The following is a 26,438-nucleotide window of genomic DNA, read 5'->3' as shown; positions in this document are numbered from 1 at the left end:
GCCTGATTTTCTGGCAAAAAATATAATACGATGTTATGAAGTGACCGAGATTTGCAGCAAAAACAGGACGCTCCATGAGCCAAACCCTGAGAATCCGGCAGCTAGAAGCGCTTATGGCGGTGACCGTCAATGGCTCGGTCACGGCTGCCGCATCCGATCTGGGTGTCAGCCAGCCCGCGGTCAGCAGGTTGCTTTCAGACTTGGAAAAATCGCTTGGGTTTCAACTGTTCGACCGCCGCGAAGGTCGATTGGTTCCGACGCAAGAGGTCCGCTATCTGCAACCCAGCGTAGAGCGCGTGCTGGAATTGATGCGGCAGATCTCGGATGTCAGTCAGGACATCACGCAACGCAAAGCCGGGCATATTCGCGTCGCCTGCCTTCCTGGCTTCGCCACCAGTCACTTACCAGATGTTGTAGCCGGATTTCTGAGCGACCGGCCTGGCGTCACCATGACGATAGAGCCGGATCGGCCCGAGCGCATCCTGGAGTGGATGATCGGCGAGCAATATGATTTCGGAATCACAGATGGGTTTAATGGCCACCCGGCTGTCGAAAGCACCCATATTGATATCCGCACAGTTTGCGTCTTTCCCGCAGGCCATGCGCTGGAAGACCTTTCGACCGTGACACCGGCAGATATTGCCGATCAGAAGATCATCCACACCCGGCGCGACAGCGACTTTTTCGCGCGCCTGTCGCGTGCATTTCAAAACTCGAATGTCGAACTGAACTCGCATATCGAGGTTCGGCAATTCACGGCCGCTTGCGAATTGGTGGTGAAGGGCGTTGGGGTGTCTGTCGTTAGCGAACTGGACGCAGTACAATATCAGAACAGGGGGTTGAGCTATCGGTCTTTCAGGCCATTTCTGCCTCATACGCTGTCGCTGGTGCGACCGGTTTTGAAGCAACCATCGCTGGTCACGCTGGAATTCATAGAACAGTTCAGCGACAGCCTTGGACCTTTCATCGCCGATCCTTAGCTGGATACAGTCGCAAGCGTTGCCCGATTGATTGCCTGAACGCGGCTTTGGGCATTGGCAAGATTTTACAAAAATCGAATTGAGACCCCGGGATTGCTTTACGCGCCCTGAAACTTGTGGGCAAACTGACTTGGTTCATGCCCAGTTCGACGCGTGGCAGGACCTGCCAGCCAGTGTCACACCACTGTTTCGCAGGGCCTGCACAAGTCGCGTCGACAAACGAAAATGAAAGGTGTCACATGCCATTTTCCAACCCCAGCTTGATGTCCCGCCGTCAGTTCCTTGCGACCACCACCGCCAGCGCCGCGGCCATTACACTTCACCCTTTTTCTGCGGCGGCTGCCAATAATCAGGCGCATTTACGGATAATGGAGACGACGGACATTCATGTGCATGTCTTCCCTTATGATTATTACGCCGACAAGCCTCGCGACACGGTAGGCCTCTCCCGCACCGCTTCGATCATCAACGGCATCCGGTCCGAGGCGACGAATTCTCTGCTGGTCGATAACGGAGACTTTCTGCAGGGCAACCCAATGGGCGATTACATCGCCTATGAGCGGGGGATGAAAGAGGGCGACAGCCACCCGATTATCACCGCCTTCAACACAGTCGGTTATGACGCCGCCACATTGGGCAATCACGAATTCAACTACGGTTTGGACTTTTTGGAAAAGGCGCTTGCTGGCGCGGATTTCCCGATTGTACTGGCCAACGTCGCAAAGGAACAGGGGGCAAACCCGCGTGAGGATAAAACGCTGGTCAAACCCTATGCGATTCTCGACCGCCAGATTGAAATGGGCGATGGCAGCAAACACCCGATCAAGGTCGGCGTCATTGGGTTTACGCCGCCGCAAGTCATGAACTGGGACCGCAAGCATCTCGAAGGCAACGTGCAGGCCCGCGACATTGTCGAGACAGCGCAGGCCTATGTGCCTGAGATGAAAGAGCAGGGCTGCGACTTGATTATCGCGCTTTCGCATTCGGGGATTGGCGATGCCGACCATTCCGACGGTATGGAAAACGCCTCGGTCGTGCTGGCCGGTGTTGACGGGATTGACGCGCTGGTGACCGGTCACAACCACCTTGTTTTCCCGTCCGAGACATTTGCCGACCGTCCCGGTATTGACGTTGCAAAAGGGACGTTGATGGGCAAACCCGCCGTCATGGGCGGGTTCTGGGGATCACATCTTGGCCTTCTGGACCTGCTGCTGGAGCGCGATGGGAACGAGTGGCGTGTGGTGACCACAACTTCTGAGGCACGCCCGATTTCGGTTCGCAACGAAGATCGCTCGATCACGGCGCTGGTCGAGGATGATCAGGCCGTGCTGGCCTCGGTCGCGAAAGATCACGACGAAACACTAGCCTATGTGCGCAGAGCGGTCGGCAAGACGTCGGCCCCGCTGCACAGCTATTTCGCGCTGGTAGCGGATGATCCATCTGTACAGATCGTGTCGATAGCGCAGAAATGGTACGTCGAAGAAATGATGAAGGGCACGGAACACGAAGGCCTGCCAATATTGTCAGCCGCGGCGCCTTTCAAGGCCGGCGGTCGTGGTGGCCCGGAGTATTACACCGATGTCCCGGTGGGTGACGTTGCCATCAAGAATGTGGCCGACCTTTATCTATATCCCAACACCGTTCGCGCCGTACGGGTGAACGGAGCGCAGGTCCGAGGTTGGCTGGAGAGGTCTGCCGGAATGTTTAATCAGGTCGAACCGGGCGCAAGCGACGCGGTCCTGCTGAACCCAGAGTTTCCGTCCTATAATTTCGACGTGATGGACGGCGTCACCTATCAGATCGACCTGTCCCAGCCATCGCGGTTTGGACCCAAGGGTGAAGAGGTCAACCCTGGCGCGGCCCGGATCGTGGACCTTGCCTTCAATGGTTCTCCGGTCACGGATGACATGGAGTTCATTATCGCCACCAACAATTACCGAGCGTCCGGTGGCGGATCTTTCCCCGGCGCGATGGGCGACACGGTTGTGTTCGAGGCGCCGGACACCAACCGCGACGTGATTGTCCGCTATATCGTCGAACAGGGCACGATTGACCCCAAAGCAGATGCCAACTGGTCGTTTGCGCCGCTGGACGGCACCACGGTCCTGTTCGAAACAGGCCCGAAGGCGCGTGACTATATGAGTGACGTCAAAGGTGTTTCGATCGAGGATGCCGGTGAGGGCGCAGATGGCTTTGCGGCCTTCCGCATCCAGCTGTAACAGATTGAAAGCAGGCTTATCCCCCTATTTCTGACCCAATGGTATGGATCGGAATTGGGGGGTGAGCCAAAATTATTCTGTTAGGCAACTGTCCTGCGAAGCGGCCCGTCCTGGGTCTAGAGTTTGCGTATTCCGTGGAGCGTTAGGGTGCTGACCAGATCAGCGTAATCCTCACGTGCTTTGGTGCCTGCGCCTGTGTTCCACATATAATACCAGTTCAGCATGCCAAAAACCGACATCGTGGCACCGCGCAGCTTGTCCTTGTCATCGCCAAACGAGTCCGGAGACAGGTCTTTCAGGATGTCCCGGACGAAATTCACTAGATCCAGCTGATACCCTCGTAAGAGCTTTTGCTGATCGTCGCGCAGGGCGTTCATGCCACTGATCTGCACCCGGTGTTCATCATCCGCACCCTGATAAGCGAACAGGATCTCACGCACGGTCTTTCGCAGCTTTTGCTCGGGTGTAAGACCCGTCAAATCGACCTCGCAAATGCGGTCGCGCAGCTCGCGCAGATAGGTTTCGAGGATGTCATACAGGATGGCATCCTTACTGTCGTAATAGTGGTAGATGTTAGCCTTGGAGATTCCGCACTCATTGGCCAAAAGGGTCATCGAAGCGCGATCAAACCCCTGGTCGGCAAATACTTTGGCTGCCGTTTTCAGGATTTGTTCCCGCTTTTGGTCGTGGTCTTTTGCGATTGTCCGGGCCAAGGCTTAATCCTTATCGCGGTTGTCGATGACGCGCTTCGCCTTGCCCTGAGAGCGTTCGACGTCGCCCGGCTCACCTACAACAATTTCAGTTGAAACTCCAACGATGTCCTTGATGCGTTTGGTCAGCATTCGGGCGGCCGCCGTCTTGGACATTTCATCGGTAGATCCCGGAGAGGCTTCGACAAAGACCCGCATGGCATCCATCCGGCCGGATTTATACAGCTCGACCTGGTAATAAGGCGCAAGGCCTCCGGTCGCCATGACCTGTTCCTCGATCTGGCTGGGAAAGACATTGACGCCGCGCAGGATCATCATGTCGTCGCTGCGGCCGGTGATCTTGGCCATGCGACGCATGGAACGGGCCGTTCCGGGCAGCAGGCAGGTCAGATCGCGCGTGCGATAGCGGATCATCGGCAGCCCTTCTTTGGTCAGGGTGGTAAAGACCAGCTCACCAGTTTCACCGTCGGGCAGTACTTCGCCGGTGGCGGGGTCGATGATTTCTGGCAGAAAGTGATCTTCCCAGATCACAGGGCCATCCTTGGTTTCGACGCATTCGCTGGCAACGCCGGGCCCCATGATCTCCGACAGGCCATAGATGTCGACCGCATGCATGTCGAATGCAGCCTCGATTTCCGAGCGCATCGCGTCGGTCCAGGGCTCCGCGCCGAAGATACCAACCTTCAGAGAGCTTTCGCGCGGATCAAGGCCCACCTTATGGAATTGTTCGAGGATGTTGAGCATGTAGGATGGGGTCACCATGATCCCATCGGGTTGAAAATCTGTGATCAGTCCAACCTGCTTTTCGGTTTGCCCGCCACCCATCGGAACGACGGTCGCCTCTAGACGTTCGATGCCGTAATGCGCGCCCAGACCCCCGGTGAACAGGCCATAGCCATAAGCGTTATGCACGATATCGCCCTTGCGCAGACCTGCGGCCCGCAGCGACCGAGCACCCAGATCGGCCCAGTTGTCGATATCGCCTTTGGTATAGCCCACAACGGTTGGCTTGCCGGTTGTCCCGGATGAGGCATGCAGCCGAACCAGTTGGCTGCGCGGCACGGCGAACATGCCGAACGGGTAGTTGTCACGCAGGTCGTTCTTGTAGGTGAATGGAAATTTCGAAAGGTCAGATAACTGTTGCAGGTCATCTGGATGCACGCCGGCATCGTCGAAGCGCTGGGTGTATATCGGCACGTTTTCGTAAGCGTGACGCAGGGACCATTTCAGACGCTCCAACTGGGTGGCGCGGATTTCGTCAACCGAGGCGATCTCGATCGGGTCCAGGTCAGCTTTGTTAGGGGACAGGTCCTCCATCGCGTTACTCCTTCGGTCGCGAAGCTATTCTTGAAAATTCGTGCCACCAATCGCGCGGGACATGCCGCGGAATTCGGCGACCACGTTGCTGTCTTGATTGGTGACGCGCACGTCATAGATGCCGCTGCGGCCCGTAACCGAGACCTCGGTCGCGGTGGCCGTCAGGCGATCCCCCAGCTTGCCGGGGGCGAGATAGCTCATCATCGTGTGCTGGCCAACGGTCGCGTGATTACGGCTGTTGCAGGCAAAGGCGAAGGCGCTGTCGGCCAGGGCATGGGTCACGCCGCCATGGCACATGCCGTGCCCATTACAGTGATGCGCAACGACGGTCAGCGCCAGAACTGCGCAGCCTTCGTCCACCTCGACAAGCTCCATGCCAAACCATTTGCTGGCTTCGTCACTCGCCCACATCGCAGCGGCTGATTTGCTGGCACGTTCCTTTGGTGTCATCGTCATTTACCCTGAAAATTGGGCGCGCGCTTTTCAAGAAAGCTGGACACGCCCTCGGCATAATCCGCGCTTTCGCCGCAGATTTTCATCGCATCAGCCTCGAGTTCCAGATGATCGGACAAAGAGGTCGTCGCCGCTGCTTGGATACAGTGTTTGGTCTTGCCCAACCCAAGGGTCGGGCCATTGGCCAGTTGATCAGCCAGCCTACGAGCCTCTGCTAATAGCTGATCGTCGGGTATGGCTTTCCAGATCAGGCCCCAGTCTTCGGCCTGTTTGGCGGGCAGCGGCTGTGCGGTAAAGGCCAGCCCTTTGGCGCGCGCCTCGCCCAAAAGGCGGGGCAGGTGCCAGCTGCCGCCAGTGTCCGGTATCAGGCCGACCTTGGAAAAGCTCTGGATGAATTTCGCGCTTTCCGCTGCCAGAACCATGTCGCAGGCCAGTGCCAGATTGGCCCCGGCGCCGGCAGCGACACCATTCACCGCGCAGATGACAGGGCAGTCCAATGACCGGATCAGCCGCACGAGGGGGGCATAGAAACTGCGGACGGTCTTGCCCAGATCCGGTGGCCCGTCCATTTTCGACGGATCGCGGTCACCAAGGTCCTGACCGGCACAAAAGCCACGCCCGGCGCCCGTCAGCAGCACTGCCCGCGCGCCTGTATCGCGCGCGGAATTCAAGGCAGTCTGAAGCGCATGATGCATGTCTTCGTTGAACGAATTCAGCTTGTCTGGACGGTTCAACGTAATCTCGACCCAGTTCCCGTGATTTTCTACAAGAATCGTATCGCTCATCACTGCCTCGGCCGGTATCGTTTCAACTTTATGATTGCATTAACCGAACGGTTGGTCAATATATAAACGCAAGCCGAATCTGAGCAAATCAAAGGGATGGGTTATGGCAAAATCGCCGGTGGTGAGCGTTGAGCGGAAGGGTGACGTTGCCTGGGTAACGATCAACAATCCGCCAGTGAACGCGACATCCGCTGCGGTGCGTCAGGGGTTGGCCGACGCGGTAGGTGCCATCAAAGGCGCGCGCGTGGCTGTCCTGCGATGTGCGGGTAAAACCTTTGTTGCCGGTGGCGATATGTCAGAGTTCGACGCCCCACCGGTTGAGCCACATCTGCCTGACGTAGTACAGATGATCGAAGACAGTGAAGTTCCCTTTATCGCCTGCATGCACGGTACTGTTCTGGGCGGCGGGTTCGAGATTGCCATGGCTTGCGCTTGGCGCATTGCCGCGTCGGGCACCAGATTTGGTCTGCCAGAGGTCAATGTCGGCCTGATCCCCGGGGCAGGGGGCACCCAGCGTATTCCCCGTCTTGTGGGGATGGAGGCCGCGATTGACATGGCCTGCCGGGGCAAGATCCTGACTGCAGAAACGTTACTAGGGCTGGGTGGCCTTGATCTTGTCGCTGAACAGCCTGAGGCTGCCGTTGAGGCCTTTGCGGCCAACCTGCCGCAGCGACCAGTGCCAGTCAGTCAGCGTAGCCTCACCAGCTTTGCACCGGACCTGATAGAGGTTTCGCGCGCGGAACTTTTGAAACGGTCAAAGGGTCAGCAGTCTCCGCTGGAAAATCTGACGGCATTGGGGTGGGCAACCGAACCCTTTGCCGATGCCTTGCCAAAAGAGCGCGTCCGCCATTTGGCCCTGCGACAAGGTGCCGAAAGCCGAGCCCTTCGCCATGCTTTCTTTGCCGAACGGAGCGTGTCCAAACCTTCTTTGATCAGAGGCGTAACCCCGCGCGACATCAGCCGTATCGCGGTGGTCGGCGGCGGTCTGATGGGGGCCGGGATTGCAACCGCCGCCCTGAATGGGGGGTTTTCTGTCACGTTGATTGAGCAGAACGCCGAAGCCGCTGCGGCGGCCTTGGGGCGTGTTAAGGGTCTGCTCGAAGGCGCTGCCAAACGGGGAAAGCTGACTGAGGCGCAGATGCAGAGCCGCCTGAGCGCATTTCGCGCCGTTGACAGCTATGCCGACGCACGGGATGCGCAACTGGCCATTGAGGCGGTGTTTGAGGACATATCTGTCAAACAGCAGGTTTTCGCGGAACTCGCCCGGCATATGGACACAAACGCAATTCTTGCCACCAACACATCTTATCTGGATCCAAACCAGATTTTCGCCGGTATCGACAGTCCGGCCCGCTGTATAGGTCTACATTTCTTCAGCCCAGCCCATGTCATGAAACTGCTTGAAATCGTACATACCGGGCATTCGGACCCAGAGGTCATCGCCACCGGATTTGCGTTTGGCAAAAAGCTGGGCAAAGTGGCGGTCCTATCAGGTATTTGCGATGGCTTTATCGGCAATCGCATGCTGGCCGCCTATCGGCGCGAGGCTGATTATCTTCTGGCAGATGGTGCGCTGCCTTATCAAGTGGATCAGGCCATGCGCGACTTTGGTATGCCCATGGGTCCGTACGAATTGCAGGATCTGACCGGTCTTCAGATCTCATGGGCCAATCGCAAGCGCAATGCCGCAACACGCCCACCGGATGAGCGCTATGTCTCTGTGGCCGACCAGCTTTGCGAGATGGAGCGTTTCGGGCAGCGGTCCGGAAAAGGCTGGTATAGTTATGATGACGGCGACCGTACGCCGATCCGTGATACACAGGTCGAGGCTTTGATCGAAGCCAACTCGGCTGAACATGGCATCACCCGGCGCGCGTTTGCGAGCACCGAGATTTCGTCGCGCTTGATGGCGGTACTTGCGAATGAGGGCGCATTGATCATCGAAGAGGGTATCGCCGAAAACGCGATGGCCGTGGATATGGTCCAGATCCATGGCTACGGATTCCCGCGCTGGCGCGGGGGGCCGATGAACTATCGGGATGAAATTGGGGCGCAGCTGTCGCGGGGAATAATGGAGACCGTCGCCTCTGAAAGCCCCGGGTCTTGGAGGATTGCGGGGCAGACCACATCACCATGACTATTGATGGTTACAAAACGGACTATTAACGCAGATTCAATGTATGTTTCAGAGGGAGGAGACAAAACCATGAAACTCAACAGTTTGAGCACGCTATTGGCCTCAGCCGCCTTGGCCGTTTCGGGCACCGTGGCGCTGGCCGCAGATTATACGCTGACCATATCCAGCTGGGCGCCGCCGACCCACGGTATCAACGCGAAGATGTGGCCAAAATTCGTGGAAATGGTTGAAGAGGCCACAGACGGTCAGGTCACCGCCGAACTGAAGTTGGGCATCGCGCCGCCACCAGCACAGATGGATCTGATCATGGATGGCGCGGCGGATGCCTCGATCATTTTCCACGGCTACCAGCCGGGGCGCTTTGTCACCACAAAGATGATAGAACTGCCCGGATATGAAGGCTCGGCAGAGGCCGCATCGGTCGCCTATTGGCGCACCTATGACGCACATCTCAAGGCCGCGGACGAGCATCGCGGCGTGAAAGTGATCGCCCTGCATACGCATGGTCCGGCGCAGCTGCACTCCAGCAGCGCGGTGACCACGCTGGATGAAGTGTCGGGCCTCAAGGTCCGTATCCCGGGTGGGGTTGGCGGTGACGTCGGCACAGCGCTTGGCGCGACCGGCATCCAGGTGCCTGCACCGAAAGTCTATGAGACCCTTGCTTCGAAAGCAGCCGATGGCGTTGTCATGCCGTTTGAATCCCGCAAGGGTTTTAAGCTGACCGAGGTTGCCCAGAACGTTTACGAGGTTCCGGGCGGTCTGTATCGCGGGTCGTTTGCCTTCATCATGAACGAAGAAACGTTTGCCGACCTGCCCCCTGAGCTGCAGCAGGCGCTGGAGGAGAATGTGTTCGGTGAACCGTTGAGCCGCGAAATCGGCAAGATCTGGGACGAGATCGACGGGATCGGCCGCGAGGCGACCGAAGCCACTGAGGGCAACGCAATCAACGCGGCCTCGGCGGAAGATCTGGAAAAATTCAACGCGATCGCCGTTGATGTCCGCGCCAAGGTGATTGACGAGGTCAACGGCACCGGTGTTGACGCACAGGCGGCCTATGACATGATCGTAAATGAAATGGCTGCCCAGTAACACAGTCCGGCTGGCGGGGTCTCTTCGCCAGCCATATTCACCAGCCGGGACCCAATCATGCAATCTCTCGTGACTTTTGCGCGTCGCGTCAGCATCGCTCCGACGCTGCTGGCCTGTATAGCGCTGTTCATCCTGATGGTGATGACCTTTTTTGACGTCATACTGCGTTCTGTCTTCAACGCCCCGATTGAGGCAGCGACTGAGCTGACACGTATTTTCATGGCGATCATGGTGTTTTCGGTTCTGCCGATGATCTCAGCCGGAAAGGGTCAGATCGCCGTCGACCTGACGGACGGAGTATTTTCCCGCTTGCGGCTGAGCCGAGCGCGTGACGCTGTTGTATATATTGTGTCGGGCGTGATGCTCATCTGGCCGATCAAACGCGTCTGGATTCTTGCCGAGCGCGCACGGGACTATGGCGATGTGACTGAATACCTGTCGATCCCGGTATTCTATGTCGGCTGGTTCATCGCCGGGTTCACCGCGATCACGGCCATGGCGATGATTGTCACGGGCCTAATTACTATCTTCTCCCCCCAATCCTTGTCGGAGACCTCTCAATGACCGCCGCACTTATCGGTTTTGCCCTTGTTCTGGTGCTTGTACTGGTGCGTCTGCCTATCGTCTTCGCGATGGGTCTGGTTGGTACGCTTGGGTTCGCCTACGAACGTGGCGGCAGCATCTTTTCGGAGCGCGGCTTGAAGGCGGCGATGTCGATGGTGGGTCGCCAGATCACCGATACGGCACAGGATTACGGATTGTCGGTGGTGCCTCTGTTCATCCTGATGGGCCTGTTCGTGAACAAAGGCGGGCTCGCGCGCGAGCTTTATGCGGTATCCAATGCATTTCTCGGCCATTTCCGGGGCGGCATCGCCATGGCGACTGTCGCGGCCTGCGGCGGGTTCTCGGCAATTTGCGGATCGTCTCTGGCGACCGCGGCCACCATGTCCAAGGTCGCGATGCCGGAAATGCGCCGGTATGGTTATGCGGATGAGCTTTCGACTGCGTCGATTGCAGCGGGTGGCACGCTTGGCATCCTGATCCCGCCCTCGGTGATCCTGGTCATTTATGGCCTGCTGACAGAAACCTCGATTGGCAAACTGTTTGTTGCGGGCATTATCCCCGGTGTGCTTGGCATTCTTTTTTATCTTCTCGCGGTGCGCTGGACCGTCTGGCGCAAACCAGAGGCGGGACCGGCAGGCGAACGCCACGGTTGGGTCGAGCGCCTGAGGGCCTTGCGCTCGGTCTGGGCCGTGTTGCTGCTGTTCTTTCTGGTCATTGGCGGGCTTTATGGTGCCTTCGATTTTCAACCGCTGAACCTGACCTTCAGCCCGACCGAGGCGGCAGGGATGGGGGCCATGGGCACCTTTTTGATTGCCTTGTCGCGCGGCGGGCTTAGCCTGGGTTCAACATTCGAGGTTTTGAAGGAAACCACCGCGACCGCTGCGGCCCTGTTCTCGGTCCTGATCGGGGCGCAGATATTTTCGAACTTCATCAACCTCGCCGGTTTGCCCGAAGCGCTGATCGCCATGGTCACAGCGTATGACGTTGCGCCCTTTGTGGTGATCCTGATGATCCTGGGCATCTACATCATTTTGGGGTGTGTTTTTGAATCCCTGTCGATGCTATTGCTGACCGTGCCGATCTTTTTTCCTCTGGTCACATCGCTGGGATATGACCCGATCTGGTTCGGCATTGTTGTGGTCGTCGTCACCGAAATCAGCCTGATCACCCCGCCCGTGGGGCTGAACGTGTTCATTCTGAAGGGTGTGGTCGGGGATGTGTCGACCGGGACGATCTTCAGAGGCGTCACGCCGTTTTGGATCGCCGATATCTTCCGGCTGGTCCTGATCGTTCTGGTGCCCTGGCTTGTGCTGGTTCTGCCGGAACAGATGGGGGCGATGGGCCACTGATGTTTGCGCTGACCAAGCTGCCTGACGGGTTCCACGATGATCCCTATCCTACCTATAGGGCGCTGCGTGAAGATACGCCCGTCTGCCTGCAACCCGATGGGTCGGTGATCCTGTCACGACATCAGGATCTGGACATCATCTATCGGGACACAACGCGATTCATTTCGGACAAGAAGGCCGTGTTTGGCCCCAAATACGGGGTGGATAGCCCATTGTTTGAACATCACACCACCAGTCTTGTGTTCAATGATCCGCCCTTGCACTCGCGTGTCCGCAAGGTGATGGTCGGCGCGATGAACCCGCGCGCTTTGGCGCAGATGGAGCCGGGTCTGATTGAACTTGTCGACGGGCTGCTGGATCAAATGCAGGCCAAGGGCACAGTTGAGTTGATCGAGGATTTTGCCGGGGCGATCCCGATCGAGATCATCGGCAACCTGCTGGGCATCCCTCGGTCCGAGCGTGAGCCGTTGCGTGAGTGGTCCTTGGCCATTCTCGGGGCGTTGGAACCGCAGCTGACGCCCGAGCAGGAAGATTGGGGCAACCGCGCAGTCCGCGAGTTCAAAGCCTTTCTGCGCGATATCATCGACGACCGCAGGGCCAACCCGGGCAACCCGGAGACCGATGTTTTGACCAGGTTGATACAGGATGACACCGAGGGCGGCCTGACCGAGGTTGAACTGTACCAGAACTGCATCTTCATTCTGAATGCCGGGCATGAGACCACGACAAACCTGATAGGCAACGCTTTGGATCTGTTGGACCGCCACAGGGATAAGCGGACCGAGCTGTTGGTTAATCCAGACCTGATTTCTACCGCAGTGGACGAGTTTTTGCGTCTGGAAAGCCCGAACCAGTTCGGCAATCGCCTGACCACTGAAGAGGTGGAATTTCACGGACATGTCATTCCAGCAGGAACCGATCTGCATCTTTGCATCGGCGCGGCCAACCGCGATCCGCGACAATTTGATTTCCCCGATGACATGATGTTGGATCGCCGTCCCAACAAGCACCACGCGTTTGCGGGCGGACCGCATACTTGCGTTGGTTTGACCTTGGCCCGGATGGAAGGTCGGGTTGCCGTTAGCCGGTTTTTGAACCGGTTCCCTGATTACCAGATCACGGAAAGTGCTCAGCGTGGGGGGCGTATCCGGTTTCGGGGGTTCGCCTACCTGCCCGCGCAGGTTTGAACTAGCCGTGCTGCTTGTTCTGAAATTTATTGACCGACCGTACGGTTAATAATAAGATATCGCAAATGCCCCGCGCGCTAGCCCTGCCGCGAGTAAGGAGAAACCTATGACGATCCAACAGATTTCCAGTTTTGCTGCGGGCGAGTGGATTGCGCCGGGGGCAGGTGCCCGCAACATCGCAAGCGCGGTGACGGGAGAGGTGATCGCAACAGCCGGAAACAACGCCTTGGACGTTCAGGGAATGCTGGATCATGCGCGCAATGTTGGTGGTCCTGCGCTGCGCAAGATGACGTTTCACCAGCGGGCCAAGATGCTCAAGGCGCTGTCTGTTCATCTGGGCAAGCACAAGCAGGCGATGTACGATCTGTCCTTCAATACCGGCGCAACCCAGGCGGATCATCTGATCGACATTGACGGCGGTATTGGCACGATGTTCGTCTTTGCCTCAAAAGGGCGGCGCGAGATGCCGGACGGGCATGTCTATCTCGACGGCGAGGTCGAGCAGCTTTCGCGCAATGGCACCTTTCTGGGGCAACATATCTGCACCCCGTTGAAAGGTGTTGCGATCCATATCAACGCTTTCAACTTTCCGGTCTGGGGCATGCTGGAAAAGCTGGCTCCGACTCTTCTGGCGGGGGTTCCGGCTATCGTCAAACCGGCCACAAATTCCTGCTATGTGACCGAGCTGTGCGTTCGGCTGATGCTCGAGTCGGGCATATTGCCCAACGGTGCATTGCAACTGGTGTCAGGCGGGCTGGGCGACATGCTCGATCGCCTGACCATGCAGGATGTGGTCAGCTTTACAGGCTCGGCGGATACGGCGCTGAAGCTGCGCGCGAACCCCGTAATCCTGGAGAATTCGGTCCGGTTCGTGGCGGAGCAGGACAGCTTGAACTGCTCGGTCCTGGGCCCTGATGCCGCGCCGGGAACGCCCGAATTCGATCTGTTCGTCAAAGAGGTTCAGCGCGAGATGACCACCAAGGCGGGTCAGAAATGCACTGCCATCCGCAGGATCATCGCGCCCGAGCCGCATGTGCAGGCCGTGATTGAGGCGCTGTCCGCGCGTTTGGCAAAGACCACCATCGGGGATCCGAAACTGGAAACCACCCGAATGGGTGCGCTGGTCTCGGCCAGTCAGAAGCGCGATGTTTTGGAGAAGGCCGCGATTATAGGGCACGAGGCCGAGTGCGTCTTTGGCAACCCGGACGACTTCGTGGTCGATGGGGCCGATGCAGATAAGGGCGCCTTTCTGCCACCGATGCTGTTCCATTGCAGCGATCCCGATGCCGCGCTACGTGTGCATGATACCGAAGCCTTTGGGCCCGTCAGTACAATCATGGGCTATCGCGATACCGACCACGCGATTGAGCTGGCGAACAGAGGGCAGGGGTCTCTGGTGGCCTCGGTCATCACACATGATGCTGATGTTGCCCGCAAATTTGTTATGGGGGCAGGGGCCTATCATGGGCGGCTCTATTTCAACAACCGAGACTCGATGAAAGAATCCACAGGCCATGGCTCTCCTTTACCGCATATGGTCCATGGCGGTCCCGGCCGTGCTGGCGGTGGCGAGGAAATGGGCGGTGTGCGCGGTGTGATGCATTATATGCAACGTACGGCGATTCAAGGATCGCCGGACATATTGACAGCTATTGGCGAGAGATGGGTGCCGGGTGCAGCCGAGGTCAATGCGCCAGCCCATCCATTTACACGCCGCTATCACGATCTGGCCATTGGTGAGACGATCCACACCGCACCGCGGACCGTGACCATGGAAGACATTGAACATTTCGCCGAATTCACCGGCGACACCTTCTATGCCCATATGGATCAGGCCGCAGCTGAGCGTAACCCGTTCTTTCCGGGCCGGGTCGCGCATGGATATCTTTTGCTGTCATTCGCGGCGGGTCTTTTTGTGGAACCGAACGAGGGGCCGGTCCTGGCCAATACTGGGCTCGATAACCTGCGCTTTATGAAACCGGTAGAGGCAGGCGACAGCATCAAGGTGCGCCTGACGGTTAAAAAGAAAACCCGCCGCAATGATGAATATGGCGAGGTGCGCTGGCATGTCACCCTGACCCAGCAAGATGATGAGCCTGTGGCCGAATATGAGCTGCTGACCATGGTGGCCTACTAAGATTCTTGGGCCGGATGGTAATTCGATCTGGCCCGATTATACTTGCTGCATGAAAGATTCAGCCCCCGATTGGTTTGAAACCTGCGTTAGCCATCTGACCTCTGAGGGTACGCAACGGGTGTGGTCCGTGCTGGTGACGATATTCGGTGATCTGGCGCAGGAAGAAACAGATCAGATAAGTGGTGCGGTGATCACCGCACTGACCAGCCTTGCCGGGATCAAGGCCGAAGCCACGCGTGTTGCCCTGCATCGGCTGCGCAAGGATGGCTGGATTGAAAGCACCCGCAAAGGGCGCAGCAGCTTTCACCGCCTGACCGCGTTTGGCCGTCATCAGAGTGTGACCGCCGCACCGCGTATCTATGCCAAGGAAGCGCCGGAACCCGGCCTCTGGCATGTACTTATCGCCAGCAATTCGGACTCATCGCGCAAAGAATTGGCTGACCTGATGCTGACTGGGGACTACATCTCTCTCAATCCCGCAACGTCGATGGCTCCGGGTCAGGTTCCGGCGGGTCTTGAAGAGCTGATGGGCGTGGAAAGCAGCGCTATCTCTGTTCCTGGCTGGCTTCGGGATCTCTGCGGGCCAGAGGCGTTGAAAACCGCCTATGATCAGTTCTTGAGATCGACACAGATCATCGACCAAGAGATGCCATCTGAGGGGGCGGGCGACCCGATGAAGACGGCCATTCTGCGTGTCCTGATCGTGCATAATTGGCGCCGTATTGTTCTGCGCCATCCCGCCTTTCCTGCAGCGTTTCTGCCCGCTGACTGGAAAGGCCCTGCATGCCGGGCGGCTGTATCTCAGTTGTTGGAAAAACTGCCGCGCCCGGATTTAACATCCTTGGAAGCCGAGCTGGACAGCTAGGTTTTCTTTAGCGTCACCTATCTGATCCGCCCGATGCTGGTCATTCGGCGATCATTGCGGGCGTATCTCTCGCGCTTAATGTTACATAAAAACTAAAAAAGAAGAAGAACTCGTAACATTAAGCTTGCCTCGAATCGATGGACGCCCTAAAAACCGACCATGCGGTCAATGATACGGATCAGCACCTACAGGAGAACTAAGTGATGGACGCATTCATTTGCGACGCGACGCGCACTTCGATTGGGCGATATGGGGGGGCTTTGTCGTCAGTCAGGACAGATGATCTGGCCGCGATCCCATTGGCCGCCCTGAAAGAGCGCAACCCGCAGGTTGATTGGGCCAGCGTTGATGATGTGATCTATGGCGATGCCAATCAGGCGGGTGAAAGCAACCGCAATGTGGCGCGGATGGCGGCCTTGTTGGCTGGATTGCCGGTTGATGTGCCTGGAACAACAGTGAACCGATTGTGCGCCAGTGGAATGGATGCGGTTGGAATGGCAGCGCGGGGCATCAAGGCGGGCGATTATGATCTGGCTGTGGCCGGCGGTGTCGAAAGCATGTCGCGCGCGCCCTTTGTGATGCCCAAGGCGACCTCGGCCTTTACCCGCAGCAATGCGGTCTATGACACCACAATCGGTTGGCGCTTTGTGAACCCGAAGATGAAACAGGCCTATGGCATCGACTCGATGCCGCAAACGGCCGACAATGTGGCCGAAGACTTTGGTATCAGCCGCGATGACCAAGATGCTTTTGCGGCGCGCAGTCAGGCCCGATGGGCCGCCGCGCATGAGGCAGGTCTGTTCCGGGATGAAATCACCCCGGTCACGATCCCGCAACGCAAGGGCGATCCGATCATTGTTGATACGGATGAACATCCGCGCCCAGATGTTACCGTGGACAAACTGTCTGGTCTCAAAGGTGTCAACGGGCCGGATACGACGGTGACCGCTGGCAACGCCTCGGGCGTCAATGACGGCGCTGCGGCCATTTTGATGGCCAATGAGGCGGCAGCATCAAAGAACGGCCTGACCCCGATGGCCCGAGTCGTGGGCATGTCTGTCGCCGGGGTTGAGCCGCGTGTCATGGGCATTGGCCCGGTTCCGGCTAGCCGCAAAGTTTTGGCCCGCGCCGGGCTGAGCATCGAGCAAATGGACGTGATAGAGTTGAATGAGGCCTTCGCGTCCCAGGGTCTGGCGACACTGCGCGAACTGGGTCTGCCAGACGACGCGCCACAGGTGAACCCGAATGGGGGCGCGATTGCCATTGGCCACCCGTTGGGCATGTCCGGCGCAAGGTTGGTTATGACCGCGGCCTATCAGTTGCGGCGCACGGGCGGGCGATACGCGCTGTGCACCATGTGTGTCGGCGTCGGTCAGGGCGCAGCGCTTATTCTTGAACGCGTATAGGGGAGATGACGGGACATGTATGCTCAGATGGTTAAGTCCGAGGCGACACAGGAAGATCCTGCAAAGCTCGCTGCCTTTCAGTCGCGCATAGACGCTGACGAAAAGATCGAACCCAAGGATTGGATGCCCGAAGGCTATCGCAAGACGCTGATCCGCCAGATCGGCCAGCACGCCCATTCCGAAATCGTTGGACAACTGCCCGAGGCGAACTGGATCACACGGGCACCCACACTGGAACGCAAGGCGATCCTGTTGGCAAAAGTTCAGGACGAGGCCGGGCATGGTCTGTACCTTTACTGCGCCGCCGAAACACTGGGTGTCAGCCGGGATGAGATCACCGAAATGCTGCTGGACGGGCGCATGAAATACTCGTCCATCTTCAACTATCCCACCCTGAACTGGGCTGATGTTGGTGCCGTTGGCTGGCTGGTGGATGGCGCCGCGATCATGAACCAGGTGCCGTTGCAGCGCACGTCTTACGGTCCCTATTCACGCGCCATGATCCGCATCTGCAAAGAAGAGAGCTTTCATCAGCGTCAGGGCTATGACGCCATCCGCAAGATGGCCGAAGGCACGCCGGACCAGAAACGAATGGCGCAGGACGCTTTGAACCGCTTTTGGTACCCATCGCTGATGATGTTTGGACCGTCCGACAAGGACTCGGTGCATTCGACGCAGTCGATGAAATGGAAGATCAAGATGAACACCAATGACGAGTTGCGTCAGAAATTCGTCGATCAGACTGTGCCACAGGCCGAGTATCTGGGCCTGACCATCCCTGACCCAAAGCTGAATTGGAACGACGATCGCGGCCATTATGATTTTTCAGAACCTGACTGGTCCGAGTTCTTCGATGTCATCAGTGGCAATGGCCCCTGCAACACCGACCGGCTGGCCGCCCGAAACCAAGCCTGGGACGACGGCAAATGGGTGCGCGACGGGCTGATGGCCTATGCCGAAAAGAAACGCTCTGGCACAGTGGCTGCCGAATAAGCCGACCCTGAGGAGGAAACCCGATGAAAAACGAATGGCCCCTGTGGGAAGTCTTTATCCGCGGTCAGCATGGTATGAGCCACCGTCACGTCGGCTCGTTGCATGCCCCTGACGCGGAGATGGCCATCAAGAACGCGCGCGATGTCTATACCCGCCGCAATGAAGGTGTGTCGATCTGGGTGGTCGAGGCGAATAATATCTCGGCCTCCTCGCCCAGCGACAAGGGCCCATTATACGAGCCCAGCGAAAGCAAGGTCTATCGTCACCCAACCTTTTTCGACATCCCCGATGAAGTGGGGGCCATGTGATGGACCGGGACACGGCATTTGTACAATTCCTTCTACGGATGGGCGACAACGACCTGGTCCTTGGCCATCGCGTCAGCGAATGGTGCGGCCATGCGCCGGTGCTGGAAGAGGATATCGCACTGGCCAACACGGCCTTGGACCTGATCGGGCAGACTCAGATGTGGTTGGGTCTGGCGGGGGAAATCCAAGGCGGCAAAACTGCTGACGATCTGGCCTTTCTGCGCGATGCCTGGGATTTCCGCAATGTGCTGCTGGTCGAGGTTCCCAATGGGGATTTTGGCCGGACCCTGATGCGCCAATTCCTGTTCGATGCATGGCATTCCATCATGCTGGGACGCTTGCTCAACTCTACGGATGACCGTGTCGCGGCCATTGCCGCGAAAGCCAGTAAAGAGGTGGCATATCACCTGGAACGCTCGGGCGACACGGTGGTTGGTCTGGGGGACGGAACAGCGGAAAGCCACGCCCGGATGCAGTCGGCTCTGGACTACCTGTGGCCGTATGTAGGCGAGATGTTCACCAGCGACGAAGTTGACGCCGAGATGGTCGCGGCGGGCATTGCGCCGAACCCCGCGGATCTGAGCGCGGAGTTTGACGCTTTGGTGCAGCGGATCCTGTCCGAGGCGACCTTGACGATCCCGGAAGGCGCGTTTGCCCATAAAGGTGGGCGTGACGGGCGGATGCATACGGAACATCTGGGTCATCTGTTGACACAGATGCAGTGGCTGCAACGCGCCTATCCCGAAGCAAGCTGGTAACGCCGATGGATCGGGCATCGACCAAACAAATCTGGGAATGGCTGGATGCTGTTCCTGACCCTGAAATTCCGGTGATTTCGGTGGTCGATCTTGGCATTGTGCGCGATGTGCAGTGGCAGGACGAGACGTTGAAGGTGACGGTCACTCCAACCTATTCCGGCTGTCCGGCAACATCCATTATCAGCCTGGATATCGAAACCGCCTTGCACGATCGCGGGATCAGTGACGTGCAGATCGAAACCAGCATCGCCCCGGCCTGGACCACCGACTGGCTCAGCGAAAAGGGCCGCGCCCGGTTGGAGGACTATGGCATTGCCCCACCGCAACCGGCGGGCGGCCCGGATCGCTGCCCGCGCTGCGGTAGCAAAGCGGTCGAGAAGGTCAGCCAGTTCGGTTCGACCCCTTGCAAGGCGCATTGGCGATGCACCGACTGCCTGGAACCATTTGACTATTTCAAGTGCATCTGAGGAGGACCACCGGATGGCACGTTTCCACGACCTGAAAGTCACAGATATCCACAAAACCATTCGCGATGCGGTGGTGGTGACACTGGAACCTGTGAACGGCGCTGCAGATCAGTTCGATTTCACCGCCGGTCAATATCTGACATTTCGTCGCGAATTTGAGGGCGAAGAACTGCGCCGGTCCTACTCGATCTGCGCGGGCAAGGATGAAGGCGTGCTGCAGGTTGGCATCAAACGTGTTGAAGGCGGCGCCTTTTCCGGATGGGCGAATACTGAACTGAATGTCGGCGACATCGTCGAGGCAATGCCGCCGATGGGCAGCTTTCATACTCCGATAGATGCGGGTGCGGAAAAGCAATATCTGGGCTTTGCAGGGGGCTCGGGGATTACGCCGGTGCTGTCGATCCTCAAAACGACCCTCGCACAGGAACCGCAATCACGCTTTACCCTTATCTATGCCAATAAGGGCATCAACACGATCATGTTCCGCGAGGATCTCGAAGACCTCAAGAACCTCTATATGGGTCGCCTCAACGTGATCCACGTTCTTGAGACGGATTCACAAGAGATCGAGCTGTTCACCGGTTTGGTGACCCAGGAAAAATGCGCGCAGCTGTTCAAACATTGGGTCGATATCGACCATGTCGACACCGCATTTATCTGCGGCCCGGAACCGATGATTCTGGGCATTGCCGCCGCATTGCGCGAACACGGACTGGATGACAGCCAGATCAAGTTTGAACTGTTCGCCAGCGCCCAGCCCGGACGGGCCAAGGCTAAGCCCGTTTCGGCAGAAACGGGTACGCAGGGCAATCAAAGCAGCGCGTCGATCACGCTGGATGGATCCACTCAGACCGTGACCATACCCAAGGACCAATCCATCCTTGAGGCGGCCCAGGCAAACGCTATGGATGCCCCGTTTGCCTGCAAGGCGGGTGTCTGTTCGACCTGCCGCTGCAAGGTGCTTGAGGGTGAGGTCGAGATGCTCGCCAATCACGCGCTGGAAGATTACGAAGTGGAAAAAGGCTATGTGCTAAGCTGCCAGGCCTATCCGGTAACAGACCGCGTGGTCGTCGATTACGACCGGTAGAAAGGGGGCAGATATGTCCGATTCAATGACACTCGACAGCTATCTGGCCGCAGGCGGTGTTCTGACCAACCCATCGAACGTGCCGCCTCGCTATCGGGCCGAGCTGATGAAGCTGATGGCGACATTTGTCGACAGCGAACTGGCTGGGGCTGCCGGGTTTGCCGACATCATCAATCAGGGGCCGGGGATCAAGGAACGGATCGCCGCCGCAAAGATCGTGCTGGAAAAGTCAGACCACGCAAATTGTGTTCTCAGCATCATGGGCGAATTTGGCGCAGATACCGAACGCTATGCCAATCACCATCCTTGGACCATGCGCTTGTCGCGGGATGCGGATATAGGGGCCACCCGGTCCGAGCATGACATGCGTCTGGCGGTGTTCAACTATCCGCTGTCCGGCTGGACGGACGCTGTAGTCATGAACCTGCTGATGAGCCGCGCGGTGGCCGAACAACTGGCCGAGTATTCCACCATCTCGTATCAGCCTCTGGCCGAAGCCTTCCGATCCATCGCCCCGGTCGAGGCACATCATGGCGAGCTGGCGTTGGAAGGGGCGGTCAAACTGATCGAGAACGGTGCGGCGGACGACATGCAGAACTCGGTCACTTACTGGTGGCCTCGGGTTGCGGTGTCCTTCGGCGGCGATGACCCGAAACGGTTCGAGCTGTTGAAATCAATGGGCCTGCGTCGCAACACAAACAGCGCATTGCAGGACCGTTGGGGCCAGACAATGGCTGCAACTCTGGCAACGCTTGGCCTCAAATCGCCTGCTTGAACGAAAGCGCCCTAGGCGGACACCCTTCTCGCTCTATCCAAAGAGCCGTCCGAACTGAGGGTTGAGGTCCTCAATGCCGGCCAATCGAAGCATATGCCAGGCAAGCGCCTGATTACTGGAAATGACTGGAATCCCGATCTTTTCTTCTGCCTGAACAATGACGTCAAGGCATCGCAGATTCGTGCAAGAGACAATGACAGCATCGCAGGGCGCTTGAGCCGCGACCTTTTCAATAGCGTCAAGGATCGACCCTTCTGTGATCCGCGCAACAACGCGATCATTTCCTTCCTCGAACGACCCGAAACCTGCGATTTCGAAACCGGCCTGTTCCAGCTTTGTGCGCATCCCAGCGGAAACTTCGGGAATATAGGGGGTGACGAAGCCCAATCGTCGGGCTCCTAAATGCTGACCGGCAGCGATGATTGCCGCCAACGGATCTGTCACACGTGCATCCGGGCAGACCGTCTTTATCACCTTGGCCACATTCTCGGACCCGATCACGGTCGAGGCCGAGGTACAGCCAAATCCGATTGCATCAAAGCTGAGCGATGGTGGCAAAAGCCGTGCCGTCGCAGGCAAGTCCTGTTCCATCCGTGCCAATGTGTCGGGTCGGATTTCGGGCACCATCGGAATCCGGCTGTGATAGAGCGCGACACCAGCTAGGCACATGATCCGAGAGAATTCGTTCTCTAACGTCTCGTCAGTCTCAAGAACAATCACACCCAGATTGGCGCGGGTGCCAATGCCTTCGTCTGTTTCGAAATCAAGCTTCATGATTGGCCTCAGATGATTGGTAGTTCAGGCGCGGCGCGTTTGGTCAAAAGCTCCGCCCCACTTGCACGTATGACGATGTTCTCTTCGTGCACCATGACCCGACCGTCGCCATAGCCAAGCGATGGTTCAAGGGTCAGTACCATATTTTCGGCGATCTCGGTTGTATCCCAACTGGTGTGCGAGGGCCATTCGGTCAGCTGCATGCCAAGCCCATGACCCAGCCTGCCGACGTCACCACCCTGATCGTCGAGCTCCGTGATCACCTTCTGCATCGCTTGAAACAATTCTCGGCAAGTCGCTCCGGGGCGAGCTGCGGCCATCCCGGCCTCAGTCGCGCGCCAAAGAACATCATATGCATGGCGTGAGGCGTCATCGGCGCGGCCAATGGCCCAATTCCGATCGAAGTCGCAAAAATACCCGTCCCAGTTGGAACCGGTGTCGAGCATCAGCACATCGCCGCGCGCCAGTGGTCGGCGGGACGGGGGCGAGATGACGTCGTGATAGCCGCCCGTATCCGCACCGCCGACCAAATACGGAACATCATCGGCACCCTGCGCCAGCCCTTCGCGCCGAAAGGAGCGGAACACATCCTCAAGCGGCTGCCCTTCGCGGGCGATTTCGGGCACCCGCTCAAATGTGCGCGACCCGATGGCGCAGATATAGGTGAGTTTTTCGATCTCGGCCTCGGATTTCACCATTCGCAAGCCTCGGACGATCTCGGTCGCGTCAGTGATCTTTAGCCCATTCAGGCCCGCCAACAGCCGCTCATAATCGCCAAGCGGCATCCGCAAATGGGTTTCGTGCCCCTTCATCAATCCAACGGTTTCACCACGGCTGGCATGTGGCGCCAGCAGATCGGTCAACAGCCCGATACCGTCATCCTTTGGTGCAGGTGCGCCCCAGGTGCGGATATCTGTGACCCAGGTTCGCCGCATAAGGTCTGCGCCGATCTCAGGGATGATTGCGATGGGCTTGCCGGTTGCCGGGATGAACAGGAACCATGGGCGAGTCGGGCTTTGCCAAAACAGCGTGTGGAACCCGCTGAAATAGCGCACATCCGGTTCAGTTGTCAGCAATATGCCCGCCATACCGGTTTCGGCCATCTTTGTCTGGGCCGCTGCGGTACGCGTTGCGAATTCTTGTTGGTCAAAACCACGTCGTGGGGCGTTCATGACTCTTGATCCTTTCGCGGGGGCAACCGGTCCTGAACCAATCGGGTCCAGAATTCAGCTCCGATCGGCAGCAGTTCATCATTGAAATCATAGTCAGAAGCATGGAGCGGTTGGCCATGCGGCCCGGCCTCGCCATTGCCCAGCAACAGGAAACATCCCGGCACGGCGGCCGAAAACTGGGCGAAATCCTCAGAAAAACTCATCGGTGCCCGATCTTTGATCAGGTCACAACCGGCGGCTTCGGCTGCGCGATATACCGCAAGGGCCGGGGTGGCGGCGTTGATGGTCTCGACGAACTGCGTATCAAAGCTGACCGATGCTTGAATGCCATGTGCTGCCGCAATCCCTTCGGTGATCTGACGCATGAAACCTTCGATGGCGTTGCGGTCCTCGGGCGATCTGGCGCGAAAATCTCCTTTGAGAGTGGCGTTGCCCGGCAAGACATTTCGCTGGCCGTCCGTCAGGAATTCGGTCACGGAAACTACCGCGCCAGAGGCGGGCGCAAGCTTTCGTGCCACCACGGTCTGCAATGCCACCACAATCTCGGACCCTACGGTAATTGCATCAACGCCGGTTTGTGGCATCGAGGCATGACCGCCCTGGCCTTTAACCGTGATCTCGAACAGGGTTTCACTGTTACAGATAATACCGGCGCGGGTCGAAATCTGACCGGTTGGAGCGCCTGGCAAATTGTGGATTGCATAGATTTCTTCGACCGGAAATTGTTCTAGCACACCGTCGTCGATCATCGCGCGCGCGCCCAGGCCGTGCTCTTCGTTTGGCTGGAATAGAAAAACAACCGTACCGTCAAAGGTAGGTTCTTTCGCCAGACGCTCTGCCGCCCCAAGCAGCATGGTTGTATGACCATCGTGGCCACAAGCATGCATCACACCGGGTGAGGTCGAGACATAGTCATGGGACGAGGTTTCGGTGATTGGAAGCGCATCCATGTCAGCACGCAGGCCAATGGCTTTGTTGCCACCGCCGGATCGAAGCACACCGACAACGCCTGCGCCTTCGTGCACTTCGATCCCAAGGGCGCGCAGCCGTTCAGCGACAACCGACTTGGTTCGCGTCTCTTGAAAGCCCAGTTCCGGGTGCCTGTGCAAATCCCGCCGAAGCGCGATCATACGGTTTTCTAAATCGCTCATTTCTTCATCCGCGTGTGAGTTGCATCGGTTCTACAGGATAGGGCTGCGTGTTTCGCATCAAATTTCCGACCCTAAAGCAGAAAAAATTGCACAAAAGCGCCAAGTTCAGATCGGAAGTTCCAGACCAATCTTTGTTCGGTCCATCGCGACGGATGTGCGAAATCTGCGGACATTCGAGTTATCGAAAAACAAGCGATGGGTCAGGTCCTCGAAATCCTCCATGTCCTGTGCGACGCAGATAAGAACAAAGTCGGCATCACCGGTCACATAATAGCATTGCTGAACTTGCGGCTCGTTCCTGGCGCGTTTGCGGAACAGATCGAGTTGCTGAAGCGATTCCCGGTCAAGTTCGACCAGAACGATGAAGGTCATCTTATAATCAAAGCGCGACGGGTTTAGTACCGCGACCTCTTTCAGGATCAGCCCGGAATCTCGCAACCGCTTGAGCCGCCGCTGCACCGAGGGAACTGAAAGACTGCATTCTTGCGCCAGCTGTTCCAGCCCGATTCGACAATCCCTTTGCAGGGTTCTGAGGATTATCGTGTCTGCATCATCAAGTTGTTGGTTCATGAAAAATCCTCGCGATGGAAGAGGCAGGTTTGAAACATATTATCGAGATTAGGGTCAAATACGATAAATAGAAATAGGTCGATCATGCACAATCTCTGCACATGGAAAAAGCGGATGAAAAATACATGACAGCGACCGACGACCTAAGCTTCGCCCCGGATTTCGTCCGTGCGCAGGAGTTTTTTCAGGGGCAAGAGACCTACGCTGTATCGCCGCTGATTGAAATCACGGGGCCTGATGGTCAGAGCATTCTGGTCAAGAACGAGACAGAGCGTATGGGGCTTGGCGCGTTCAAAGCTTTGGGGGCGCCCTATGCGGTTGCACGCCTTCTCGAGGATGCATGGCTCGAGAATACCGGTGAAACGCTCTCCCTCACGCGGATGAAGGATGCCGCTTTTCGAGAATTCGCATCTGGCCACACATTCGTCTGCGCAAGTGCAGGCAACCACGGAATGGGCGTTGCGGCTGGGGCGCGGGCGATGGGTGCAAAGGCGCGAATTCATCTGGCGCAGACCGTACCGCAAGGGTTCGGCGACCGTCTTAGAACCTTCGGTGCCGAGGTTGTCCGTTCGGGCGATGTTTATGACGAAAGCGTCGCCGCCGCTATTGCTGACGCCAAAACCACCGGTGCCACGCTTTTGGCCGACGGAACCTGGCCTGGTTACACCGAGATTCCGAAACTGGTGATGGAGGGCTATTGCGTCATCGCCGAAGAGTTGCGCGCGCGGTTCGAGGCTTCGGGGCAGTGGCCTACGCATGTCTATCTGCAGGCCGGTGTCGGTGGGTTGGCCGCCGCAATGTCGCATATGATCCGTCTGAACTGGGCGGAACAGCCTGAACTGATCGTTGTCGAACCCGGCGCTGCGTCCTGTTTGCGGGCCAGTCACTTGGCCGGACGGGCCACCCGCAGCGATGGGCCGGATTCGAATATGGGTCGGCTTGACTGCAAGGCACCGTCGATCGTGGCCTGGGATGTGCTCGAGCGCTGCGGCGTGAGCTACGAAACCCTTTCCGAAGAAGAAGGCCAGGCAGCCGCAGAAGCTGTCACAGCACTTGGAATCGCGACCACGCCGTCAGGCGCGGCCGGTTACGGCGCCCTGTGCAAGAGAACCAACCAACAGGCGAGGACGCAGGAATTACGTCCTCTTGTCATCATCTCAGAAGGGCTCGCATGAGCGGGCAAGA

Annotated in this window: 25 protein-coding genes; 17 read left to right on the top strand and 8 right to left on the bottom strand. The window is 57.9% G+C overall.

From position 1 onward, the window contains the following. Positions 1 to 74: 74 nt before the first annotated feature. Positions 75 to 980 (top strand): LysR substrate-binding domain-containing protein, encoded by a 906-nt coding sequence (locus tag AC2FIM_RS08840; RefSeq protein WP_142639895.1) that lies wholly within the window; start codon positions 75 to 77, stop codon positions 978 to 980. A gap of 239 nt (positions 981 to 1,219) precedes the next feature. Continuing rightward, positions 1,220 to 3,199: a bifunctional 2',3'-cyclic-nucleotide 2'-phosphodiesterase/3'-nucleotidase gene (locus tag AC2FIM_RS08835; RefSeq protein WP_282021800.1), complete on the top strand. Its 1,980-nt coding sequence runs from the start codon at positions 1,220 to 1,222 to the stop codon at positions 3,197 to 3,199. A gap of 116 nt (positions 3,200 to 3,315) precedes the next feature. Here the strand turns inward: AC2FIM_RS08835 and AC2FIM_RS08830 are convergent, their stop codons facing one another. The 4 genes from AC2FIM_RS08830 to paaG are packed head-to-tail and all read right to left on the bottom strand — an operon-like array spanning position 3,316 to position 6,464. After that, positions 3,316 to 3,912, bottom strand: a complete 597-nt coding sequence (locus AC2FIM_RS08830) for a TetR/AcrR family transcriptional regulator (protein WP_142639893.1) — start codon at positions 3,910 to 3,912, stop codon at positions 3,316 to 3,318. Positions 3,913 to 3,915: 3 nt separating this feature from the next. Beyond that, positions 3,916 to 5,226, bottom strand: coding sequence for a phenylacetate--CoA ligase PaaK (gene paaK / locus AC2FIM_RS08825; protein ID WP_142639891.1), 1,311 nt, complete (start codon positions 5,224 to 5,226; stop codon positions 3,916 to 3,918). A gap of 24 nt (positions 5,227 to 5,250) precedes the next feature. Beyond that, on the bottom strand, positions 5,251 to 5,676 hold the full coding sequence (gene paaI / locus AC2FIM_RS08820) for a hydroxyphenylacetyl-CoA thioesterase PaaI (protein ID WP_142639944.1): 426 nt from the start codon (positions 5,674 to 5,676) through the stop codon (positions 5,251 to 5,253). A 2-nt stretch (positions 5,677 to 5,678) separates the two neighbouring features. Continuing rightward, entirely contained in the window at positions 5,679 to 6,464 is a 786-nt protein-coding gene (paaG, locus tag AC2FIM_RS08815; RefSeq protein WP_496676838.1) for a 2-(1,2-epoxy-1,2-dihydrophenyl)acetyl-CoA isomerase PaaG, read from the bottom strand. Positions 6,465 to 6,567: 103 nt separating this feature from the next. Here paaG and AC2FIM_RS08810 point away from each other — a divergent pair, with 103 nt between their 5' ends. From AC2FIM_RS08810 to AC2FIM_RS08745, 14 genes are all read left to right on the top strand, one after another. Then, a complete protein-coding gene (locus tag AC2FIM_RS08810) occupies positions 6,568 to 8,601 on the top strand; it encodes an FAD-dependent oxidoreductase (protein WP_496676841.1) in 2,034 nt (677 codons plus the stop codon). Positions 8,602 to 8,670: 69 nt separating this feature from the next. Beyond that, entirely contained in the window at positions 8,671 to 9,690 is a 1,020-nt protein-coding gene (locus AC2FIM_RS08805; protein ID WP_142639885.1) for a TRAP transporter substrate-binding protein, read from the top strand. 57 nt (positions 9,691 to 9,747) lie between these two features. Continuing rightward, positions 9,748 to 10,254, top strand: a complete 507-nt coding sequence (locus AC2FIM_RS08800) for a TRAP transporter small permease (RefSeq protein WP_281972856.1) — start codon at positions 9,748 to 9,750, stop codon at positions 10,252 to 10,254. After that, entirely contained in the window at positions 10,251 to 11,603 is a 1,353-nt protein-coding gene (locus AC2FIM_RS08795; protein ID WP_496731930.1) for a TRAP transporter large permease, read from the top strand. The genes AC2FIM_RS08800 and AC2FIM_RS08795 overlap by 4 nt, the downstream gene beginning before the upstream one ends. Continuing rightward, the gene (locus AC2FIM_RS08790; RefSeq protein ID WP_271949069.1) at positions 11,603 to 12,790 is read left to right on the top strand and encodes a cytochrome P450; all 1,188 of its coding nucleotides are present in this window, start codon (positions 11,603 to 11,605) and stop codon (positions 12,788 to 12,790) included. The genes AC2FIM_RS08795 and AC2FIM_RS08790 overlap by 1 nt, the downstream gene beginning before the upstream one ends. Before the next feature lie 106 nt (positions 12,791 to 12,896). After that, complete coding sequence (gene paaZ / locus AC2FIM_RS08785) at positions 12,897 to 14,927, top strand: phenylacetic acid degradation bifunctional protein PaaZ (RefSeq protein WP_271949067.1); 2,031 nt, start codon at positions 12,897 to 12,899, stop codon at positions 14,925 to 14,927. A 49-nt stretch (positions 14,928 to 14,976) separates the two neighbouring features. After that, complete coding sequence (locus AC2FIM_RS08780; RefSeq protein WP_271949065.1) at positions 14,977 to 15,792, top strand: PaaX family transcriptional regulator C-terminal domain-containing protein; 816 nt, start codon at positions 14,977 to 14,979, stop codon at positions 15,790 to 15,792. A 203-nt stretch (positions 15,793 to 15,995) separates the two neighbouring features. Then, positions 15,996 to 17,198 carry a 3-oxoadipyl-CoA thiolase gene (gene pcaF / locus AC2FIM_RS08775; RefSeq protein ID WP_496676849.1) on the top strand — a complete coding sequence of 401 codons (1,203 nt, stop codon included), beginning with the start codon at positions 15,996 to 15,998 and terminating at the stop codon, positions 17,196 to 17,198. A 15-nt stretch (positions 17,199 to 17,213) separates the two neighbouring features. Then, positions 17,214 to 18,191: a 1,2-phenylacetyl-CoA epoxidase subunit PaaA gene (gene paaA / locus AC2FIM_RS08770; protein ID WP_271949060.1), complete on the top strand. Its 978-nt coding sequence runs from the start codon at positions 17,214 to 17,216 to the stop codon at positions 18,189 to 18,191. Positions 18,192 to 18,214: 23 nt separating this feature from the next. Then, positions 18,215 to 18,499 (top strand): 1,2-phenylacetyl-CoA epoxidase subunit PaaB, encoded by a 285-nt coding sequence (gene paaB / locus AC2FIM_RS08765; RefSeq protein WP_142639870.1) that lies wholly within the window; start codon positions 18,215 to 18,217, stop codon positions 18,497 to 18,499. Then, complete coding sequence (gene paaC, locus AC2FIM_RS08760) at positions 18,499 to 19,257, top strand: 1,2-phenylacetyl-CoA epoxidase subunit PaaC (protein ID WP_271949058.1); 759 nt, start codon at positions 18,499 to 18,501, stop codon at positions 19,255 to 19,257. Before paaB ends, paaC begins: the two co-directional genes overlap by 1 nt. Positions 19,258 to 19,262: 5 nt before the next feature. Beyond that, positions 19,263 to 19,724: a 1,2-phenylacetyl-CoA epoxidase subunit PaaD gene (paaD, locus tag AC2FIM_RS08755; protein ID WP_142639942.1), complete on the top strand. Its 462-nt coding sequence runs from the start codon at positions 19,263 to 19,265 to the stop codon at positions 19,722 to 19,724. 13 nt (positions 19,725 to 19,737) lie between these two features. Continuing rightward, positions 19,738 to 20,811: a 2Fe-2S iron-sulfur cluster-binding protein gene (locus AC2FIM_RS08750; RefSeq protein WP_496731928.1), complete on the top strand. Its 1,074-nt coding sequence runs from the start codon at positions 19,738 to 19,740 to the stop codon at positions 20,809 to 20,811. A gap of 13 nt (positions 20,812 to 20,824) precedes the next feature. After that, the gene (locus AC2FIM_RS08745; protein ID WP_271949049.1) at positions 20,825 to 21,586 is read left to right on the top strand and encodes a Phenylacetic acid catabolic protein; all 762 of its coding nucleotides are present in this window, start codon (positions 20,825 to 20,827) and stop codon (positions 21,584 to 21,586) included. Positions 21,587 to 21,619: 33 nt separating this feature from the next. On the opposite strand, the gene AC2FIM_RS08740 is transcribed toward AC2FIM_RS08745, so the two are convergent. From AC2FIM_RS08740 to AC2FIM_RS08725, 4 genes are all read right to left on the bottom strand, one after another. Then, on the bottom strand, positions 21,620 to 22,360 hold the full coding sequence (locus AC2FIM_RS08740) for a maleate cis-trans isomerase family protein (RefSeq protein ID WP_142639862.1): 741 nt from the start codon (positions 22,358 to 22,360) through the stop codon (positions 21,620 to 21,622). An 8-nt stretch (positions 22,361 to 22,368) separates the two neighbouring features. Then, the gene (locus AC2FIM_RS08735) at positions 22,369 to 23,532 is read right to left on the bottom strand and encodes a M24 family metallopeptidase (protein ID WP_281972863.1); all 1,164 of its coding nucleotides are present in this window, start codon (positions 23,530 to 23,532) and stop codon (positions 22,369 to 22,371) included. Then, on the bottom strand, positions 23,529 to 24,683 hold the full coding sequence (locus AC2FIM_RS08730) for an amidohydrolase (protein WP_496676863.1): 1,155 nt from the start codon (positions 24,681 to 24,683) through the stop codon (positions 23,529 to 23,531). The genes AC2FIM_RS08735 and AC2FIM_RS08730 overlap by 4 nt, the downstream gene beginning before the upstream one ends. 105 nt (positions 24,684 to 24,788) lie before the next feature. Further along, positions 24,789 to 25,253 carry an Lrp/AsnC family transcriptional regulator gene (locus tag AC2FIM_RS08725; RefSeq protein ID WP_271949042.1) on the bottom strand — a complete coding sequence of 155 codons (465 nt, stop codon included), beginning with the start codon at positions 25,251 to 25,253 and terminating at the stop codon, positions 24,789 to 24,791. Between the two features lie 101 nt (positions 25,254 to 25,354). On the opposite strand from AC2FIM_RS08725, the gene AC2FIM_RS08720 reads away from it, so the two are divergent. Beyond that, on the top strand, positions 25,355 to 26,428 hold the full coding sequence (locus tag AC2FIM_RS08720) for a pyridoxal-phosphate dependent enzyme (protein ID WP_496731926.1): 1,074 nt from the start codon (positions 25,355 to 25,357) through the stop codon (positions 26,426 to 26,428). Positions 26,429 to 26,438 lie beyond the last annotated feature (10 nt).

The organism is Ruegeria sp. CDSC052, from assembly GCF_059610685.1.
This window is presented reverse-complemented; position numbering and strand designations above follow the sequence as displayed.

Bases quoted from the DNA above. Each gene is read 5' to 3' on its own strand.
- AC2FIM_RS08840 (WP_142639895.1), top strand. From the start codon at position 75: ATGAGCCAAACCCTGAGAATCCGGCAGCTAGAAGCGCTTATGGCGGTG.
- AC2FIM_RS08835 (WP_282021800.1), top strand. From the start codon at position 1,220: ATGCCATTTTCCAACCCCAGCTTGATGTCCCGCCGTCAGTTCCTTGCG.
- paaK (WP_142639891.1), bottom strand. From the start codon at position 5,226: ATGGAGGACCTGTCCCCTAACAAAGCTGACCTGGACCCGATCGAGATC.
- paaI (WP_142639944.1), bottom strand. From the start codon at position 5,676: ATGACACCAAAGGAACGTGCCAGCAAATCAGCCGCTGCGATGTGGGCG.
- paaG (WP_496676838.1), bottom strand. From the start codon at position 6,464: ATGAGCGATACGATTCTTGTAGAAAATCACGGGAACTGGGTCGAGATT.
- AC2FIM_RS08810 (WP_496676841.1), top strand. From the start codon at position 6,568: ATGGCAAAATCGCCGGTGGTGAGCGTTGAGCGGAAGGGTGACGTTGCC.
- AC2FIM_RS08805 (WP_142639885.1), top strand. From the start codon at position 8,671: ATGAAACTCAACAGTTTGAGCACGCTATTGGCCTCAGCCGCCTTGGCC.
- AC2FIM_RS08800 (WP_281972856.1), top strand. From the start codon at position 9,748: ATGCAATCTCTCGTGACTTTTGCGCGTCGCGTCAGCATCGCTCCGACG.
- AC2FIM_RS08795 (WP_496731930.1), top strand. From the start codon at position 10,251: ATGACCGCCGCACTTATCGGTTTTGCCCTTGTTCTGGTGCTTGTACTG.
- AC2FIM_RS08790 (WP_271949069.1), top strand. From the start codon at position 11,603: ATGTTTGCGCTGACCAAGCTGCCTGACGGGTTCCACGATGATCCCTAT.
- paaZ (WP_271949067.1), top strand. From the start codon at position 12,897: ATGACGATCCAACAGATTTCCAGTTTTGCTGCGGGCGAGTGGATTGCG.
- AC2FIM_RS08780 (WP_271949065.1), top strand. From the start codon at position 14,977: ATGAAAGATTCAGCCCCCGATTGGTTTGAAACCTGCGTTAGCCATCTG.
- pcaF (WP_496676849.1), top strand. From the start codon at position 15,996: ATGGACGCATTCATTTGCGACGCGACGCGCACTTCGATTGGGCGATAT.
- paaA (WP_271949060.1), top strand. From the start codon at position 17,214: ATGTATGCTCAGATGGTTAAGTCCGAGGCGACACAGGAAGATCCTGCA.
- paaB (WP_142639870.1), top strand. From the start codon at position 18,215: ATGAAAAACGAATGGCCCCTGTGGGAAGTCTTTATCCGCGGTCAGCAT.
- paaC (WP_271949058.1), top strand. From the start codon at position 18,499: ATGGACCGGGACACGGCATTTGTACAATTCCTTCTACGGATGGGCGAC.
- paaD (WP_142639942.1), top strand. From the start codon at position 19,263: ATGGATCGGGCATCGACCAAACAAATCTGGGAATGGCTGGATGCTGTT.
- AC2FIM_RS08750 (WP_496731928.1), top strand. From the start codon at position 19,738: ATGGCACGTTTCCACGACCTGAAAGTCACAGATATCCACAAAACCATT.
- AC2FIM_RS08745 (WP_271949049.1), top strand. From the start codon at position 20,825: ATGTCCGATTCAATGACACTCGACAGCTATCTGGCCGCAGGCGGTGTT.
- AC2FIM_RS08740 (WP_142639862.1), bottom strand. From the start codon at position 22,360: ATGAAGCTTGATTTCGAAACAGACGAAGGCATTGGCACCCGCGCCAAT.
- AC2FIM_RS08735 (WP_281972863.1), bottom strand. From the start codon at position 23,532: ATGAACGCCCCACGACGTGGTTTTGACCAACAAGAATTCGCAACGCGT.
- AC2FIM_RS08730 (WP_496676863.1), bottom strand. From the start codon at position 24,683: ATGAGCGATTTAGAAAACCGTATGATCGCGCTTCGGCGGGATTTGCAC.
- AC2FIM_RS08725 (WP_271949042.1), bottom strand. From the start codon at position 25,253: ATGAACCAACAACTTGATGATGCAGACACGATAATCCTCAGAACCCTG.
- AC2FIM_RS08720 (WP_496731926.1), top strand. From the start codon at position 25,355: ATGGAAAAAGCGGATGAAAAATACATGACAGCGACCGACGACCTAAGC.